The following is a 13,110-nucleotide window of genomic DNA, read 5'->3' on the forward strand; positions in this document are numbered from 1 at the left end:
ACGCGCTCGCGGCCTCAGATACTGCGGGTGGTGGTCGGCTCTCCGTCTCCGGTTACTCGTACCGGTACTTCAGCGAGTCCGCCTCCGCCTGCTCGATGTCGGCGATCGTCAACTCCGGCATGCGCAGTTGGGCCAGTGTCACCTCGGCCGAAGCCGGTTGGGCGTCCGCCGGCAGCCACTCCTGCGGCTTCCAGGCCGCGCTGCGCAGCAGCGACTTGGGGCAGTGCGGGTAGACCTCCTCGATCCCCACCACCAGTGCGCTGGCCGGTGGTTTGCCCACGGCGGTCAGCTGCGACAGCAGCTCCGGGCGGGTGGAGACGCAAGCCCGGCCGTTCACCCTGAGCGTCGTGGTGCGCCCGGGGATGACGAACAGCAGCCCGGCCCGCCCGGTGGCGATGACGTTGTGCAGGGTGTCCAGCCGCTTGTTGCCGGTCGCGTCCGGTATCGCCAGCGTCCGTGCGTCCAAGACCGCGACGAACCCCGCGGGGCCGCCGCGCGGGGAGACATCACAGTTGCCCTCGACGTCCGCACTGGCGATCAGAACCAGCGATGAACAGGCGACCAACCGTCGCGTCTGCTCGGTGAGTTTCCGTCATCTGCTTGCGCACGGACGCGCCGCTGGGTGGGTCGTAGACCCGGCGCAGCGCCTCCTCGTCGGCCACCGCATCGAGACGGAGCATGTCAAAGGCGCTACTGGCGTGGGGCGTTGTTGTCATGCCTTCGACCCTAACGGGCCGCCCTGCGCACGAGGACGTCGAGGTCTCGGGCCTGGACTCTGTCGACCTGCGCGAGGGCCACCAGATGCCGCGCGGGCGGGCAGCGGGTGTGAACGGTGCGCGATGTCCCGGGCAGTCAGGGGGCGCCGCCCGGGCCGGGTGGGGTCCCCTGGCGGCAGGATCGCGGAGGGCCCCTGCCCATCACGAACAAGAACGGGACGGTTCAGCTCCATGGCCACGCCGTGGATCACCCGCTCGGGCCTGATCGCCACGAGGGGTGGTCGTGGTCGAACCGGTTGTGCGCCAGAGCCCGGGATTCGGCTGCGACCAGCGCGTCAGGCTCGGCCAACACCCTTTCCCTGCGTTGCTGATGTCGTGTCTGTCACCAAGCTCGACAAGACGCTCCCGTCGAGAGTTGGTGGCACCGAACCGCCGGTGGACACGTGAGGCAGGGTTTCGTGGTGTCAGCCTGACCGCCGGCAGCCGGCGCGCGATGCGTTGCCCACTGCGTCGAGGGCCGCCTCCAGCCGGGTGATGTCCTCGGCATCCTTGGTCCGTCGAGACTGTGTCAGCAGACCTTCCGTCAGGACCTCGGCATCGTGTGTCCAGGCGAACCAGTCGATGCCCTCATGGTCTCGTGTGACCTCGCCGAGGAGGAAGTCCATGGCCCATCCTCCGCGAAGTCACACTGCGATGCGAAGAGCTGCGGCCACCTGCGTGGTTTCGGTGGTCAGGCGGAGTTGTCGATCAGCACGTCTCATGTCCACAGCGAGGCAGGTTACGCGGAGACCGCGCACCTCAGCCCGCCATTTGTCTCCGGCAGGGCGGGCAAACGATGCCTGATGCGGCACAAACGGCATGGATGGGTTTCTGCCATGTCGTCGCGGCGTACCCGCACCAGATCTGGCCGGATCAACCCCACTAGAGTGTGCGCATTCACCAGGGGGAGGAAGTCGAATGCAGGTCAAACATGTCAGAACGCTGGCCTATGCGGCCGTGTGGGGGGTGCTCGCGGTCGCTGCGGTCACTTACGGTGCGGACGCGTTGGCGGGCTTGAGCCCCGCCGCCGAGCCCGCGCCAAAGGCGTACGTGGACGCCACGGAACTGCCGGAGGCACTGTCGGCGGACGGCACGACGATCATGGTGGGGGACCCGAACGCCAAGATGGTTGTCCGGCTCTACGAGGACCCGCGTTGCCCGGTTGTCGCGGACTTCGAGTCGAGTGGCGCCAAAGCGATCCGTACGCACACCATCCAGAGGCGGACAAGGACGGAGTACGTATTTGCTTCGTTCAAGGACGACCGCCTCGGTGGTGACGGATCCAAGCGCGCGGTCAACGCCCTGCGGGCGGCTCTCGATGCGCAGAAGTTCACCGAGTTCCACGCCGTGCTGATGGAAGACCAGGAAGAGGCGGAGGCGTCCGACGGCTACACCACGCAGCGTCTGCTGCGCCTTGCGGACGAGGTGCCGGGTTTGCGGAGCCAGGCCTTCGACACCGCGGTGTCGACGATGAAGTACAGCGACTTCGTGACCGCTTCACTGACGGCGTTCCAGCAGACCGGGGAGGATCCGCTCGGACCGGGCACGCCCTCCGTCACCATCAACACCACGATGCTCACCGGTGAACTCTACGACGACCTTTTCGACGAGGAAGTCCTGACGGGTGTGCTGACCGCGGTCGAAAGGGCCCCCGAGGTGTTGCGGAGGCGCCGGGTCTAGGGGCGCGGCCCCGTCGACCGTCAGGTCGGCGGGGAGGGTCCGGGTGCGTCCCGTCCTGACGCGAAGGGATCCAACGGGCGTCCTTCTCTCCGTGTTCGCGTCCTGGGTGCCCCGGCGTCACGGGCCTACGGCCGTGCCCGGAACCGGGCGGGGCCCGCGTGTGTGCCGCTTGCCCTGGCGGGACATCCTGTCGCGGCCGGTGCTGCCGGCCCGCTCCAGCCACGTCGCCGTCCCGCTCGGTGCGAGGCTGACGGCTCCCAGGCAACGGGCCGGTAGTCGCCGTCCGGCACTGAATCTCCGGCTCGGGCCGCGCTGCGGTGTTCGCTCCGGATGCGGGCCCGCCGACCGTGGTGTGCCGTGTGCGTCTCAGCGGGCGATGGAGATGGCGAAGGGCGTGAATCCGTTGGATCGGATGACGTGCGGGACGAAGAGGATCGCTGCCTCGGTGGCGCGGGCTGTGTGGATGCCGCCGAGGTCGGTGATCCATTCCTTGTGCCAGCCGAGGTCGGTGAGGAGTTCGCGGACGGCATGTTTGGCCTGCGGGTCCTCGCCGGAGAGGAAGGCGGTTGGTGTCTGGGTGAGCATGGTCGGCGTGGTCATGACGGGGAAGAGCATGGTGTTGAGTGTCTTGACGACGTGCGTTTCGGGGAGTGCTTCCTGGAGTTGTTCGGCGAGGCTTGAGCCGGGGTGGATCAGGTCGGTGGGCAGTCCGTCCGGTCCGTCGACGGTGGCGTTGGAGACGTCGATGAGGATCTTGTCCCGCAGTTCCGCGCGCGCAGGGCGGTGAGGCGTTCCAGGGAGCCGGCGCCCGGGGTGGCGTTGATGACGATCCGGGCTGTCCGGGCGGCGGAGGCGGCGGCGCCCGGGGTGCGGTCCGCGGCGGTCACCTCGTGCCCGGCCCGGGTGAGGGCGGTGGCGAGGTTGCCGCCGACGCGGCCGTTTCCGAGTACTGCGATCGTGGCCATGATGTTCTGCTTCCTTGCGGGGTGTGGGGTGCGGGGTGCGGGGGTGTGGGGTGTGGGGTGTGGTCAGCGGGAGAGGGTGGCGGCGGCCTGGGTGTGGATGCCGGGTGTGGCGGCGAGGAAGGTCTCGCTCTGCGGGGTCCAGGGGCGGCCCTCGATGTCGGTGATCCGTCCGCCCGCCTCGGTGACGAGCAGGGCCCCGGGGAGCAGGTCCGCGCGGGCGCCGGCGAACTGCCAGAAGGCGTCGATCCGGCCGGCGGCCACGTTCACCAGGTGCAGGGTCGCGGGTACGGAGGTGCGGACGACGAGCGCGTCGAGGAGCATCGCGGTGATCGAGGATCCGACGCGTCGTACGACCGCCTCGTCCTCGTCGGGCCGGGCCTGGCTGGTGGCCACGATGCCCAGGCCGAGGTCCGCGGCCGGGGAGACGCGCAGCGGCCGGCCGTCGAGGTGCGCGCCGGCGCCGGCGAGCGCGGTGTAGGTCTCGCCGGTCAACGGCAGATGGACCACGGTGAGCACCGGCTGGTTCTCACGCACGAGGGTGGCGGTCACCGCCCAGTCCGGCAGGCCGTGCAGGTGGTTGACATTGCCCTCGGCCGGGTCCACGACCCACCACTCACCGGGCGGCAACGCCCCGCCGTCCAGCTCGTCCTCCACCCAACCGGCCTCCGGGCGAAGGCTCGTGAGACGGGGCCGCAGGATGTCGAGGGCCGTGTCGTCATTCGCGGCGAGCCCACGCATCAACTCCTCGCGGCTCTGGTGGCTGACCACCCCGCCGAAGCGTTCGAGCAACGCCGAACCGGCCACGCGCACGGCGCTCACGGTCTCATCGAGCAGGTAGGCATCGGAGGCGACGGCAGTGGCGACCTCGGCGACGTCAGTGGTCTGAAGCGTTTCGGACATGGTGGTACTCCCGTTGTGAGAAGGGGTGATGAGGCCGGCGGGCGTTCCGTCCTGCGCTCCTGGTTTCGAAGGTATAGAGCCCCTCGATTAACTTCAACTGCATGTAAAGCACGGCTAGGATTACTCGCATGCAATTGGACTTGAATCTGCTCGCCGCGCTCGACGCGTTGCTGGAGGAGGGCAGCGTGGCCGGGGCGGCCGCCCGCCTGCATGTCACCGCCCCGGCGATGAGTCGAAGCCTGGGCCGAATCCGGCGCACGACCGGGGATCAGATCCTCGTGCGCACCGGGCGCACGATGACCCCGACTCCGTATGCCATCGCCGTCCGGGAACAGGTGCACGAGCTGCTGCACCAGGTCCAGGGGGTGCTCGCACCGAGCCGTGAACTCGATCTGGCAACGTTGGAGCGCGCCTTCACCCTCCGTTGGCACGATTCCCTGGTCGCCCTGGGCGGCCCCGCACTGCTCGCGGCCGTACGCGGACAGGCACCGGGCGTCCGATTGCGTTTCGTGGCGGAATCGAGCATCGACACACCCGAGTTGCGGCGCGGGGAAGTCGATCTGGAGGCCAATGCCAACCGCCCGAGCGCACCGGACATCCGCGCCGAGAAGGTGGGCGAGACCCACCTCGTCGTCGTCGTGAGGCAGGGTCACCCCCTCACCCGCGTCAGGACCGTCACCACGAAGCAGTACGCCGCCGCCGAGCACGTCACCGTCTCGCGTCGTGGAAACTTCGGCAACGCCCTGGACGACGCTCTCGCCCGGCTCAACCTCACCCGCCGCGTGGTGGCGACCGCGCCGACGGAGGCCGGCGGCGTTGGAGTTCGCTCGCGGTTCCGATCTCCTGGTCAGCGTCCCCGAGGCCACGACGCGGTCCGCGGTCGCCGATCTCGGCCTGGCCGTGCTCCCGCTCCCGCTCGAACTTCCCTCGGCACCGATATACCTGTCATGGCATCAGCGCTATGACACCGACCACGCGCACGCCTGGCTGCGCGGGTTGGCGCGGGCCGCACTGGCCGACTGCGGAACCTCATAGGAGTTGTCCGGCCGCCCCACCGGCACAACCACGCGGTCGCCGTGACTCCTCACGGCGACCGCTGCGCGGATCCGCGTTAGGCCGCCGGACCCCGGTGTCCACAGCCCACTCGGTACGGTACGGAAGGGCCGTACCGAGTGGCCGTGTCACGCCGGTGATGGCCGTAGTTCGGTCCGCTCGGGCGATCACTCCGCGAAGCGCCCCTTGCGCGCGTGGGTTCGCGCCTTCATTCGGTTGCCACAGACCGCCATGGAACACCACCGGGCGGTCCCGGGTCGGCTGTGATCGACGAGAAACAGGTTGCATTCCTCGTTCGCGCAGGCCCGCAGCCGTCCCGGCAGTTCCGTGGCGACGCGCGACCACGCAAGGACCACACGGACCACAACCTCCTCATCAGGCGCCGTCTCCAGTTGCCAGGACACGCCCGCGGGCGAGACGGCAGGACGGAGCCGCGCCCGGTCGAGCGCGGAGGCAAGGCTGCTGACATCGGAGGACGTCCCCCGAATCAGCAGGTGCAGCGCGTCACGCACATGGCGCAGGCGGTCGCGTTCTTCTTTCGCGCCGCTACCCCCGAGCGCTCGCAGCCAGCCCTCCGCCCCCGGCTCATTCAGGGCGTCCGTGGGCAGCCCGTCGACCACCGGCGCGCTGTTGAGAACGGTGAGGAGCAGTTCCTCATCCTCGACCACGACTCACTCTCCTTGACATGCCCTGCCCTTCTGGCATGATCAGCATAGCCTAACCGTTTAACTCACTTTAAGGGGTTACTGTGGTTGCTGTTCATCACCGGACCGTGGACGTCGACGGCTTGACCGTCTTCTACCGGGAGGCAGGCCCTTCGGACGCTCCTGTCCTCCTGCTGCTGCATGGCTATCCGACGAGTTCCCACATGTTCCGGCACCTGATCCCGGCACTGGCCGGTCACTATCGGGTGATCGCCCCCGACCACATCGGCTTCGGTCGCTCATCGGCACCCCAGCGTGACCGACTTCCCCTACACCTTCGACGCCCTCGCCGAAGTGACCCGCGGCTTCCTGGCCGGCCTCGGCGTGCACCGCTACGCGATCTACGTACAGGACTACGGCGCACCCGTCGGATGGCGACTCGCACTGGCGGACCCGGAAGCGGTCCTCGCCGTCGTCTCCCAGAACGGCAACGCCTATGAGGAAGGGTTCGTGCCGGCCTTCTGGGAACCCGTCTGGGCCTACGGCGCGCACCGCGGCCCGGAGAACGAAGCGCGCCTGAGGCCCGCCCTGGGCCGGGAAGCCGTCGAGTGGCAGTACACCCACGGTGTACCCGACCCCAGCCTGATCGATCCCGACGCCTGGGAGCACGACCTGACCCTGCTTGCCCGACCTGGCGTCGACCGCGCCCAACTCGCCCTGTTCGGCGACTACTCCAGCAACCGCGCCCTCTATCCGGCGGTGCACGACTGGCTGCGGTCGAGCCGTGTCCCCGTCCTCGCGATCTGGGGCCGCAACGACGAGATCTTCGCGCCGGCCGGCGCGGAGGCGTTCCGCCGCGACGCTCCGAGCGCGGAGATCCACCTGCTCGACGGGGGTCACTTCCTCTTGGAGAGCCACCTTGAGGCCGTCGCCTCGGCCATCATCCGGTTCCGGCCGCGCGTGCTCGACGCACCAGCAGGTTGATATCGCAACAGGTCCACGGCTCGTGGCGACAAACCGGCCGTACCGGCAACGCGCGGCGCCCGTCCTCAGGCAACCGTGAGTACGATCTTTCCTTGGATGTGTCCTCGGGCGGCGCGCTCGTGCGCCGCCCGGGCATCCGCGAGGGCGAACGTGCTGTCGATCGCTACGTGGAGCGTGCCCGCGTCGATCAGGCGGCCCAGTTCGGCGAGTTGCGCGGCGTTCGAGCGGACCTGGGCACTGGAGACGGTGACACCCAACCTGGCGGTCTCCTCTTGGTCGAAGTCCCCGGGGAGCACGGGGAACTGGGCGCCGCCGCGCTTGAGGGTGCGCAGGAAGCGTTTGCTGTCCGGGCCGCCGACGGTGTCGAGCACGAGATCGATGTCGTGCACGAGTTCCTCGGGACGACTCTTGGTGTAGTCGATGAACCGGTCGGCGCCGAGCTTGTTCAGGAACGATTCGTGCGCGCCCGATGCCACCGCGATGACATGTGCGCCCCTCCACTTCGCCAGCTGGAGTGCGAAGTGCCCCACTCCGCCCGCGGCACCGTTGACGAGTACCGTCGTGTCGGCATCGATCACCGTCGGCCGATGCCGTGATTCCTGGAAGGGCGAGGGATGATCATGTCCGAGCTCGATCAGGAACTGCCATGCGGTGAGCCCGGCCATGGGCGCCCCGGCCGCGTGGACGTGATCGATGCCGGCGGGCTTGCGTGCGAGGTCCAACGCGGGCGCGGCCACATACTCGGCGTACGTGCTGCCGTCGAAGCCGGGAAAGCGCAGCAGGCCGAAGACTTCGTCACCTACGGCGAGGTCGTCCACGTCCGCGGCGATGGCCTCGACGACGCCCGACACGTCCGTCCCCGGAATCACCGGCAGACTGACCGCCGACCCCGTCTTCCCGGGCATCCTGGTCAGCCCGTTGCGCAGGTACCAGTCAGGCGGATTGACGCCGGCCGCGTGAACGCGGACGAGCACCTCGCCCGGCCCCGGACCAGGAATCGGCACCTCGTCGTATCGCAGAACTTCCGGACCGCCGTGCTCGTGGATCCGGATGGCCCTCATCGTTCGGGTCGACATCGTCTTCTCCTGTCGTACTACGGGATACGATTATTCGGATCAGTGGTCCATATAAGTGGACCACTGATCCGAATATATGGACCACTGATCCGGATAGTCAAGAGGGGCAGATGCGCGCCGACGCCAGGAAGAACCGCGACCACCTGCTCGCAGTAGCGGGCACCGCCATCACCGAGCACGGCGTCGACATGTCGCTGCGCGACATCGCCCGCAGGGCCGACGTCGGGCTGGCGACGCTGCTGCGGCACTTCCCGACGCGCGAGGCACTGCTCGATGCCCTGCTCCGCACGAGCTTCGACAAACTGACGGCGCAGGCGGGCGAGCTCGAGACGTCGAGCTCGCCTGAAGACGCTCTCGTCGCGTGGCTACGCGACTGCGTCGCATGGACAACCGAGTTTCGGGGCGTCACCGATCTGATGGCAGCCGCCATCGAGGACCCCGAATCCGCACTCCACGCTTCGTGCGTCACCCTGCGCGCAGCCGGTGCGCGACTCCTCACCCGCGCCCAGGCCGCGGGCACGGCGCGGAGCGATGTCGATGGCGCCGACTTGTTCGCGCTGGTGGCCATGCTCGCTTGGCTCGGCGATCAACCCTCACTCGCGCCGCGCTCCGACCGCCTCTTCGAGGTCGTCGCGAGCGCGATTCTGACGAGCGCAGACAGCAGCCGAACGCCACCCTCGGGGCGATGACCGACATGGCCGCACCCGGACCGGCGGCCTCGGCCGGACGCTCGGCAGGGGCGGGTTCGGCGCCGAGCGAGGGCGGGCACGTGGCGAGTCGGCTGCCGAGCCGTTCGCGGGAGGCGGAGGGGTGCCGCCACCCCTGAGGCGATGCTGCCGTGTCCCCAAGGAGGTGGGACCCCCGCCATGATTCAGACGCCGCGGACCCCACGAAGACGCCATTCCGACCAGAGCGGGCACCGCTGGGCTTACGGGGCACAGAGGTTCATCGAGCCCCGGCAGTACCTCGCGCCGTCACCCCACCGGGGGCCGATGGCGGTCGAGGATTCGGCTCCATAGCCGGCTCAGGGGGCAGATCGTCCCGCCCTCCGGCGGCCGGCCCCGCGATCTTGCTCATCTGTACGGAGATCGCGCAGAGAACTCCGATACGGGCCCGCACGCCACCCCACGACCCCACGACGGCCGTGGGCCGACAGCCCAGGACGCCCCGGCGAGATGGTCTTGCCCTGACGGCAGCCGCCGACCCGATCTGGTGTCCGGGACGGGGTGGGCGGGAATACTCCCTGAAGGCCGACCCGGTCTGCCGAGGACTGCGTGCCACCACCCAACCACTCATGGTGGCCGCAGAGTGGCACGGATTCCGTGCTCGCTGCGCACAGAGCCTCCCTGTGTGTGCTCCGACCTCCGCAAGCATCACGTGGTGGGGCCAACGGCGCGGGCCGGGCCGTCGGGCACGAAACCGAAGGGCGACTTCGACGAGGCACGACAGGCCGGCCACGAAGTCCGCTTGACGGGCAAGGAGAAGGACCATGGCAGCGAAACGGACCGTCTACCACGTCTCACCGTCCAGCGAGCGCGCGGCGGCTGCGGGCGTGAAATGGCAGGTGGAAGGCAGAGAAGGACGTCGACTCCTGCACGAGCCACACCGTACGCAGAAGGATGCGGTCGAGGCCGCACGCCGCCACGCCAAGGAGCACCAGCCCGCACAGGTCGTCGTCCACGCCCGCGACGGACACATCCGCTCCGCATACACCTACGGAGATGCCCCCGCGGCACCCCCCGACGAGCGTGGCCGCAAGGCAGGCGAACCCGGAGGCATCTTCCAGAGCAAGTGAGGGCGCGCCGAACCGGGGCCTCGGAGCACGCCGACCACCCACTGCGCGCGGCGGGCTTGCACCTCTTCCGCACGCGCTGCATCGTTTGGCCTACCGGGAGTTCGGCCCTGCGGATGACGATCTCGCGGAACCGTCGCGAGAAGGTTGGTCCGTGCGAACAACCATCGGATACACCATCGAAAGCATCGGCTACGTCGTAGGAGCCCAGGGGCTTGTCAGCTTTGCCTCGCAGACCTTCTTCGGCACGGAGTGGGGCTGGTTGCACAAGATCGTCGACCTTCCGTCCGCCGCCTACCTCGGCATCGTCGCCCTGGGGTTGGCGCTCATCGTCGGCGGGGTGAAGACGCGGAAGGAGCCCCGGCGCCAGACGGCCGCCTGACCGACGAAGCGCTGCGCGGAGCATGATCCCGGTCCCGGAGCGCGCGGTCGGGGACTCGGAACCTGCGGGCACCGGCCTTCGTCGCGCAATGGTGGGCGAGCCACGGGCAGCAGCCGGGCAACTGCAGGTCCACGCCTCGAAGTCCACACCGCGGAAGCCGTCAGGGAACGGTGCGCGCAGGCTGTTCTCCCACAGCCGGGCGAGTCCGCCTTCGGGCTGCGCCCCGCCGACGCCGGCGGCCGGCGCCTCTGCCGCGGACGGTGGGCGAAGGAGCGGGTTGACGGCATCGAAGGCCGCCCGCACCATGTCGATGGACCCGGCCGGGCCGAGGGTGGCACGACGCTCGGCGAGGACGTGTTCCTCCAAGGCGGCCCGGGGGTCCCGTACCGGCTGGAGCAGTGGGTCCGTCGGTGGTGGCTGGGTGCTCACCGGCGCAGTCTTGTCGCCGGAAGGATGCCGGTGCCATCCGATGTACTCGCGGCGGTCACCGACCCGTCGGCCGTGTGTCTCCGCCTGCCCGCTACGTCCTTGGAGAACTCGCTCCTTCGGCAGCCGTGCCGAACTCGGTGGTGAGGATGTCGTCGAAGACGGCGAGGCCGCTCCAATCACCGTTGACCTGGCTCGTCAGCAGGCGCCCGCCGTCACGGGTGCCCACGGCGTAGGTCCACGAGCCGTACGTCGCACCGGCGTTGCCCCAGACCGTGACCCCGGTCGGCAGTTTCTGGGCGAACACGCCCAGTCCGTACCGGGTACTCGGGATCCACGGGACGGGGCCTGTGGTGTCGACGGTGGTGAACATCTCCTGCTGCTGCTCGGCGGGCAGCAGGTGGCCTTTGAGGAGAGCGCCGAAGAAGCGCTGGAGGTCGCCGGTGGTCGAGATGATGCCGCCTGCCGCCCACGCGAAGGACTGGTTCATCTCAGTCGCGTCATGGACTTCGGGCCGGGCGTCGGAGGAGAAGAGTGTGGAGTAGTGCCGCGGGTGCGGCCCTCGGATCGTCGGTTCCGCGCCGGGCAGGTAAGTGCCGGTCAGCTTCAAGGGCTGGACGAGCCACCGGGTGAGCGCTTGCGCGAACGTTATGCCTGTGGCCTTCTCGACGATCAGGGCGGCCAGGAAGTAGTTGGTGTTGGAGTAGAGGAAGGCGTCTCCCGGGGCGAAGGCCGGTGGGGTGGCCAGGCCGATCCTGATCAGCTGCTCGGGGGCGTAGGTGTCGTAGCGGTGCCGGAACCAGGCCGCGCCGATGCCCCTTTTGAAGAACTCCGGGTCGTTGCCGTAGTTGAAGATGCCGCTGGTGTGGTTGAGCAGCTGCCGGATGGTGATCGCACGGCCGTCATGGCCGTTGTCCGCCACCAGCCCGGGCAGCCACCGCTCCATCGTGTCGTCAAGGCCCAGCTTGCCTTCGGCCGCCAGTCGCAGGACCAGCGCGGCGGTGAACGTCTTCGTCGTACTCCCGATCCGGAACCGCTCGGAAGGCCGGCGTTCGCGCCCGGTCCCGGTGTCGGAGACGCCCGCCGAACCGAACCACCTGCCGCGGTCGTCACGGACCTCGACGACCATGCCGGGAGCGCCGCCCCGGGTCACGGCGTCGCTCAGGGCGCACTGCATCGCGGAGCGGTCCGCGGTTGTCGCGGGGGCCGTTGGTGCACCCTGCGCGGTCGTGGTCGACTCGTTGGAGAAGGGCGTGGTCATGTCGGTTTCCTTTCGGGAGTTCGGGAGTTCGGGAGTTCGGGAGTTCCGGAGTTCCGGTCGTCGGGGTGGGGCGGCGGCGTCAGCACGCCGGTCGGGAAGGCTCGGGATCGTCGGCCGGTTCGACGGTGAAAGGCCCGGCCGTGGCGCGCTCCGGCGTGGCGCGCTTGGCAGTGGCACGCTCCGGCGTGGCGCGCTTCGCGGTGGCGATCACCCTTGCGGTGGTCGCCACCGCGAGAACCAGCACCGCGGCAAGGGTGAGGAGGGTGGCGGCATCCGGGTGGACCAGGGACTGTCCGCGCCACGCCTGCCAGGTCACCACCGCGACCAGGCCCGTGTAGCCGAGCGCGGCACTGCCGACCAGGCGGGCCCGCACCTTCTCGTCGCGCAGCCAGACGTGCTCGGCGGCGAGTGCGGCCAGTACCACGGTGATCAGGAGGAGCACCTGGATGCCGTGCAGGGCGAAGAAGTGCGGTACCCGGAAGTCGCCGCCGGTCACACTCCAGTTCGTGAGGGGCATGCCGTGACCGTCCGGGTCTCCGATGCCGTGGCCCTGGTACATCCGCACGGAGTGGCCGTTGGCGTCGGTCACCGCCCGGGAGTGGATCTCGGTGACCATCCAGAAGACCGGCACGACCATGCCGAAGGTGGCGAGTGCGAGGCCGGAGCGGATGGCGCGGTTCAGCGCCGCTCCCCCGGTGCGCTGGGTCAGGACGACGATCGCAAGGATCAACTGGGCGATGACGATGACCATCACGCCGAAGGTGAGGAGGGGGACCAGGGCCAGGGTGACCGGGTCGGTCTGATCCGCGTTGAAGTGGCTGAAGGTTCCGCGCGCCGCCTGGACGGTGATGGCGCCCACTTCGACCGTGGCGGCGACCGCGAAGACGGTACCCAGCCAATGTCCCAGTCGTCTGCCCCTGGTCAGCTTGGTCAACAGCCAGGCCAGTGTGGCGGCGTACAGGCCGAAGGCAAAGGCGAACTTGAGCGGCTTCACCCACACCGACTCATCCAGCAGCATCCGTCCGTCGACGACGGTGCCGACGCCCGAGACGAGCACCAGGCCGAGCATGAGGGCGGCACAGACCACCAGCGCACGGTCCCAGGTACGAACGGGGGTGAGGAAGGTGGCCATGAAAGCTCCGATCAGGGCGACGAGCAGCCCGCCTACGCGGCTACCCGGTATGCACCGCTC

9 protein-coding genes and 5 pseudogenes are annotated in these 13,110 nt (G+C 69.1%); 6 read left to right on the forward strand and 8 right to left on the reverse strand.

The window, feature by feature from the left end:
* Positions 1 to 52: 52 nt before the first annotated feature.
* Together ACQEVM_RS18465 and ACQEVM_RS18470 are read right to left on the reverse strand one after the other, a co-directional pair.
* A pseudogene (locus ACQEVM_RS18465) lies at positions 53 to 716 on the reverse strand (MSMEG_1061 family FMN-dependent PPOX-type flavoprotein).
* A gap of 464 nt (positions 717 to 1,180) precedes the next feature.
* A pseudogene (locus ACQEVM_RS18470) lies at positions 1,181 to 1,387 on the reverse strand (hypothetical protein); the annotation flags it as partial.
* A gap of 286 nt (positions 1,388 to 1,673) precedes the next feature.
* On the opposite strand from ACQEVM_RS18470, the gene ACQEVM_RS18475 reads away from it, so the two are divergent.
* A complete protein-coding gene (locus tag ACQEVM_RS18475; RefSeq protein WP_433080391.1) occupies positions 1,674 to 2,435 on the forward strand; it encodes a thioredoxin domain-containing protein in 762 nt (253 codons plus the stop codon).
* A gap of 366 nt (positions 2,436 to 2,801) precedes the next feature.
* Here the strand turns inward: ACQEVM_RS18475 and ACQEVM_RS18480 are convergent.
* Positions 2,802 to 3,400, reverse strand: a pseudogene (locus ACQEVM_RS18480) (NADPH-dependent F420 reductase).
* 63 nt (positions 3,401 to 3,463) lie between these two features.
* Positions 3,464 to 4,300: an inositol monophosphatase family protein gene (locus ACQEVM_RS18485; protein WP_433080393.1), complete on the reverse strand. Its 837-nt coding sequence runs from the start codon at positions 4,298 to 4,300 to the stop codon at positions 3,464 to 3,466.
* 128 nt (positions 4,301 to 4,428) lie between these two features.
* Here ACQEVM_RS18485 and ACQEVM_RS18490 point away from each other — a divergent pair.
* Positions 4,429 to 5,335: pseudogene (locus ACQEVM_RS18490) on the forward strand (LysR family transcriptional regulator).
* A 185-nt stretch (positions 5,336 to 5,520) separates the two neighbouring features.
* Here the strand turns inward: ACQEVM_RS18490 and ACQEVM_RS18495 are convergent.
* A complete protein-coding gene (locus ACQEVM_RS18495; protein WP_433080395.1) occupies positions 5,521 to 6,021 on the reverse strand; it encodes a CGNR zinc finger domain-containing protein in 501 nt (166 codons plus the stop codon).
* Positions 6,022 to 6,101: 80 nt separating this feature from the next.
* On the opposite strand from ACQEVM_RS18495, the pseudogene ACQEVM_RS18500 reads away from it, so the two are divergent.
* Positions 6,102 to 6,981, forward strand: a pseudogene (locus ACQEVM_RS18500) (alpha/beta fold hydrolase).
* A gap of 65 nt (positions 6,982 to 7,046) precedes the next feature.
* Here ACQEVM_RS18500 and ACQEVM_RS18505 read toward each other — a convergent pair.
* On the reverse strand, positions 7,047 to 8,057 hold the full coding sequence (locus ACQEVM_RS18505; protein WP_433080397.1) for an NADP-dependent oxidoreductase: 1,011 nt from the start codon (positions 8,055 to 8,057) through the stop codon (positions 7,047 to 7,049).
* A gap of 110 nt (positions 8,058 to 8,167) precedes the next feature.
* Between ACQEVM_RS18505 and ACQEVM_RS18510 the strand changes: the two genes are divergently transcribed.
* The 3 genes from ACQEVM_RS18510 to ACQEVM_RS18520 all read left to right on the forward strand — a co-directional run bounded on the left by ACQEVM_RS18510 (position 8,168) and on the right by ACQEVM_RS18520 (position 10,231).
* Positions 8,168 to 8,746, forward strand: a complete 579-nt coding sequence (locus ACQEVM_RS18510) for a TetR/AcrR family transcriptional regulator (RefSeq protein WP_433080399.1) — start codon at positions 8,168 to 8,170, stop codon at positions 8,744 to 8,746.
* Between the two features lie 800 nt (positions 8,747 to 9,546).
* Positions 9,547 to 9,852, forward strand: coding sequence for a DUF2188 domain-containing protein (locus ACQEVM_RS18515; RefSeq protein WP_433080401.1), 306 nt, complete (start codon positions 9,547 to 9,549; stop codon positions 9,850 to 9,852).
* Positions 9,853 to 10,003: 151 nt separating this feature from the next.
* Positions 10,004 to 10,231 carry a hypothetical protein gene (locus ACQEVM_RS18520; protein WP_433080403.1) on the forward strand — a complete coding sequence of 76 codons (228 nt, stop codon included), beginning with the start codon at positions 10,004 to 10,006 and terminating at the stop codon, positions 10,229 to 10,231.
* A gap of 520 nt (positions 10,232 to 10,751) precedes the next feature.
* On the opposite strand, the gene ACQEVM_RS18525 is transcribed toward ACQEVM_RS18520, so the two are convergent.
* Both ACQEVM_RS18525 and ACQEVM_RS18530 read right to left on the reverse strand, forming a co-directional pair.
* Positions 10,752 to 11,918, reverse strand: coding sequence for a serine hydrolase domain-containing protein (locus tag ACQEVM_RS18525; protein ID WP_433080405.1), 1,167 nt, complete (start codon positions 11,916 to 11,918; stop codon positions 10,752 to 10,754).
* Positions 11,919 to 11,997: 79 nt separating this feature from the next.
* Positions 11,998 to 13,050 (reverse strand): hypothetical protein, encoded by a 1,053-nt coding sequence (locus ACQEVM_RS18530; RefSeq protein WP_433080407.1) that lies wholly within the window; start codon positions 13,048 to 13,050, stop codon positions 11,998 to 12,000.
* Positions 13,051 to 13,110 lie beyond the last annotated feature (60 nt).

Source organism: Streptomyces sp. CA-243310, from assembly GCF_050936775.1.
In the GTDB taxonomy this organism is placed as follows: Bacteria; Actinomycetota; Actinomycetes; order Streptomycetales; family Streptomycetaceae; genus Streptomyces.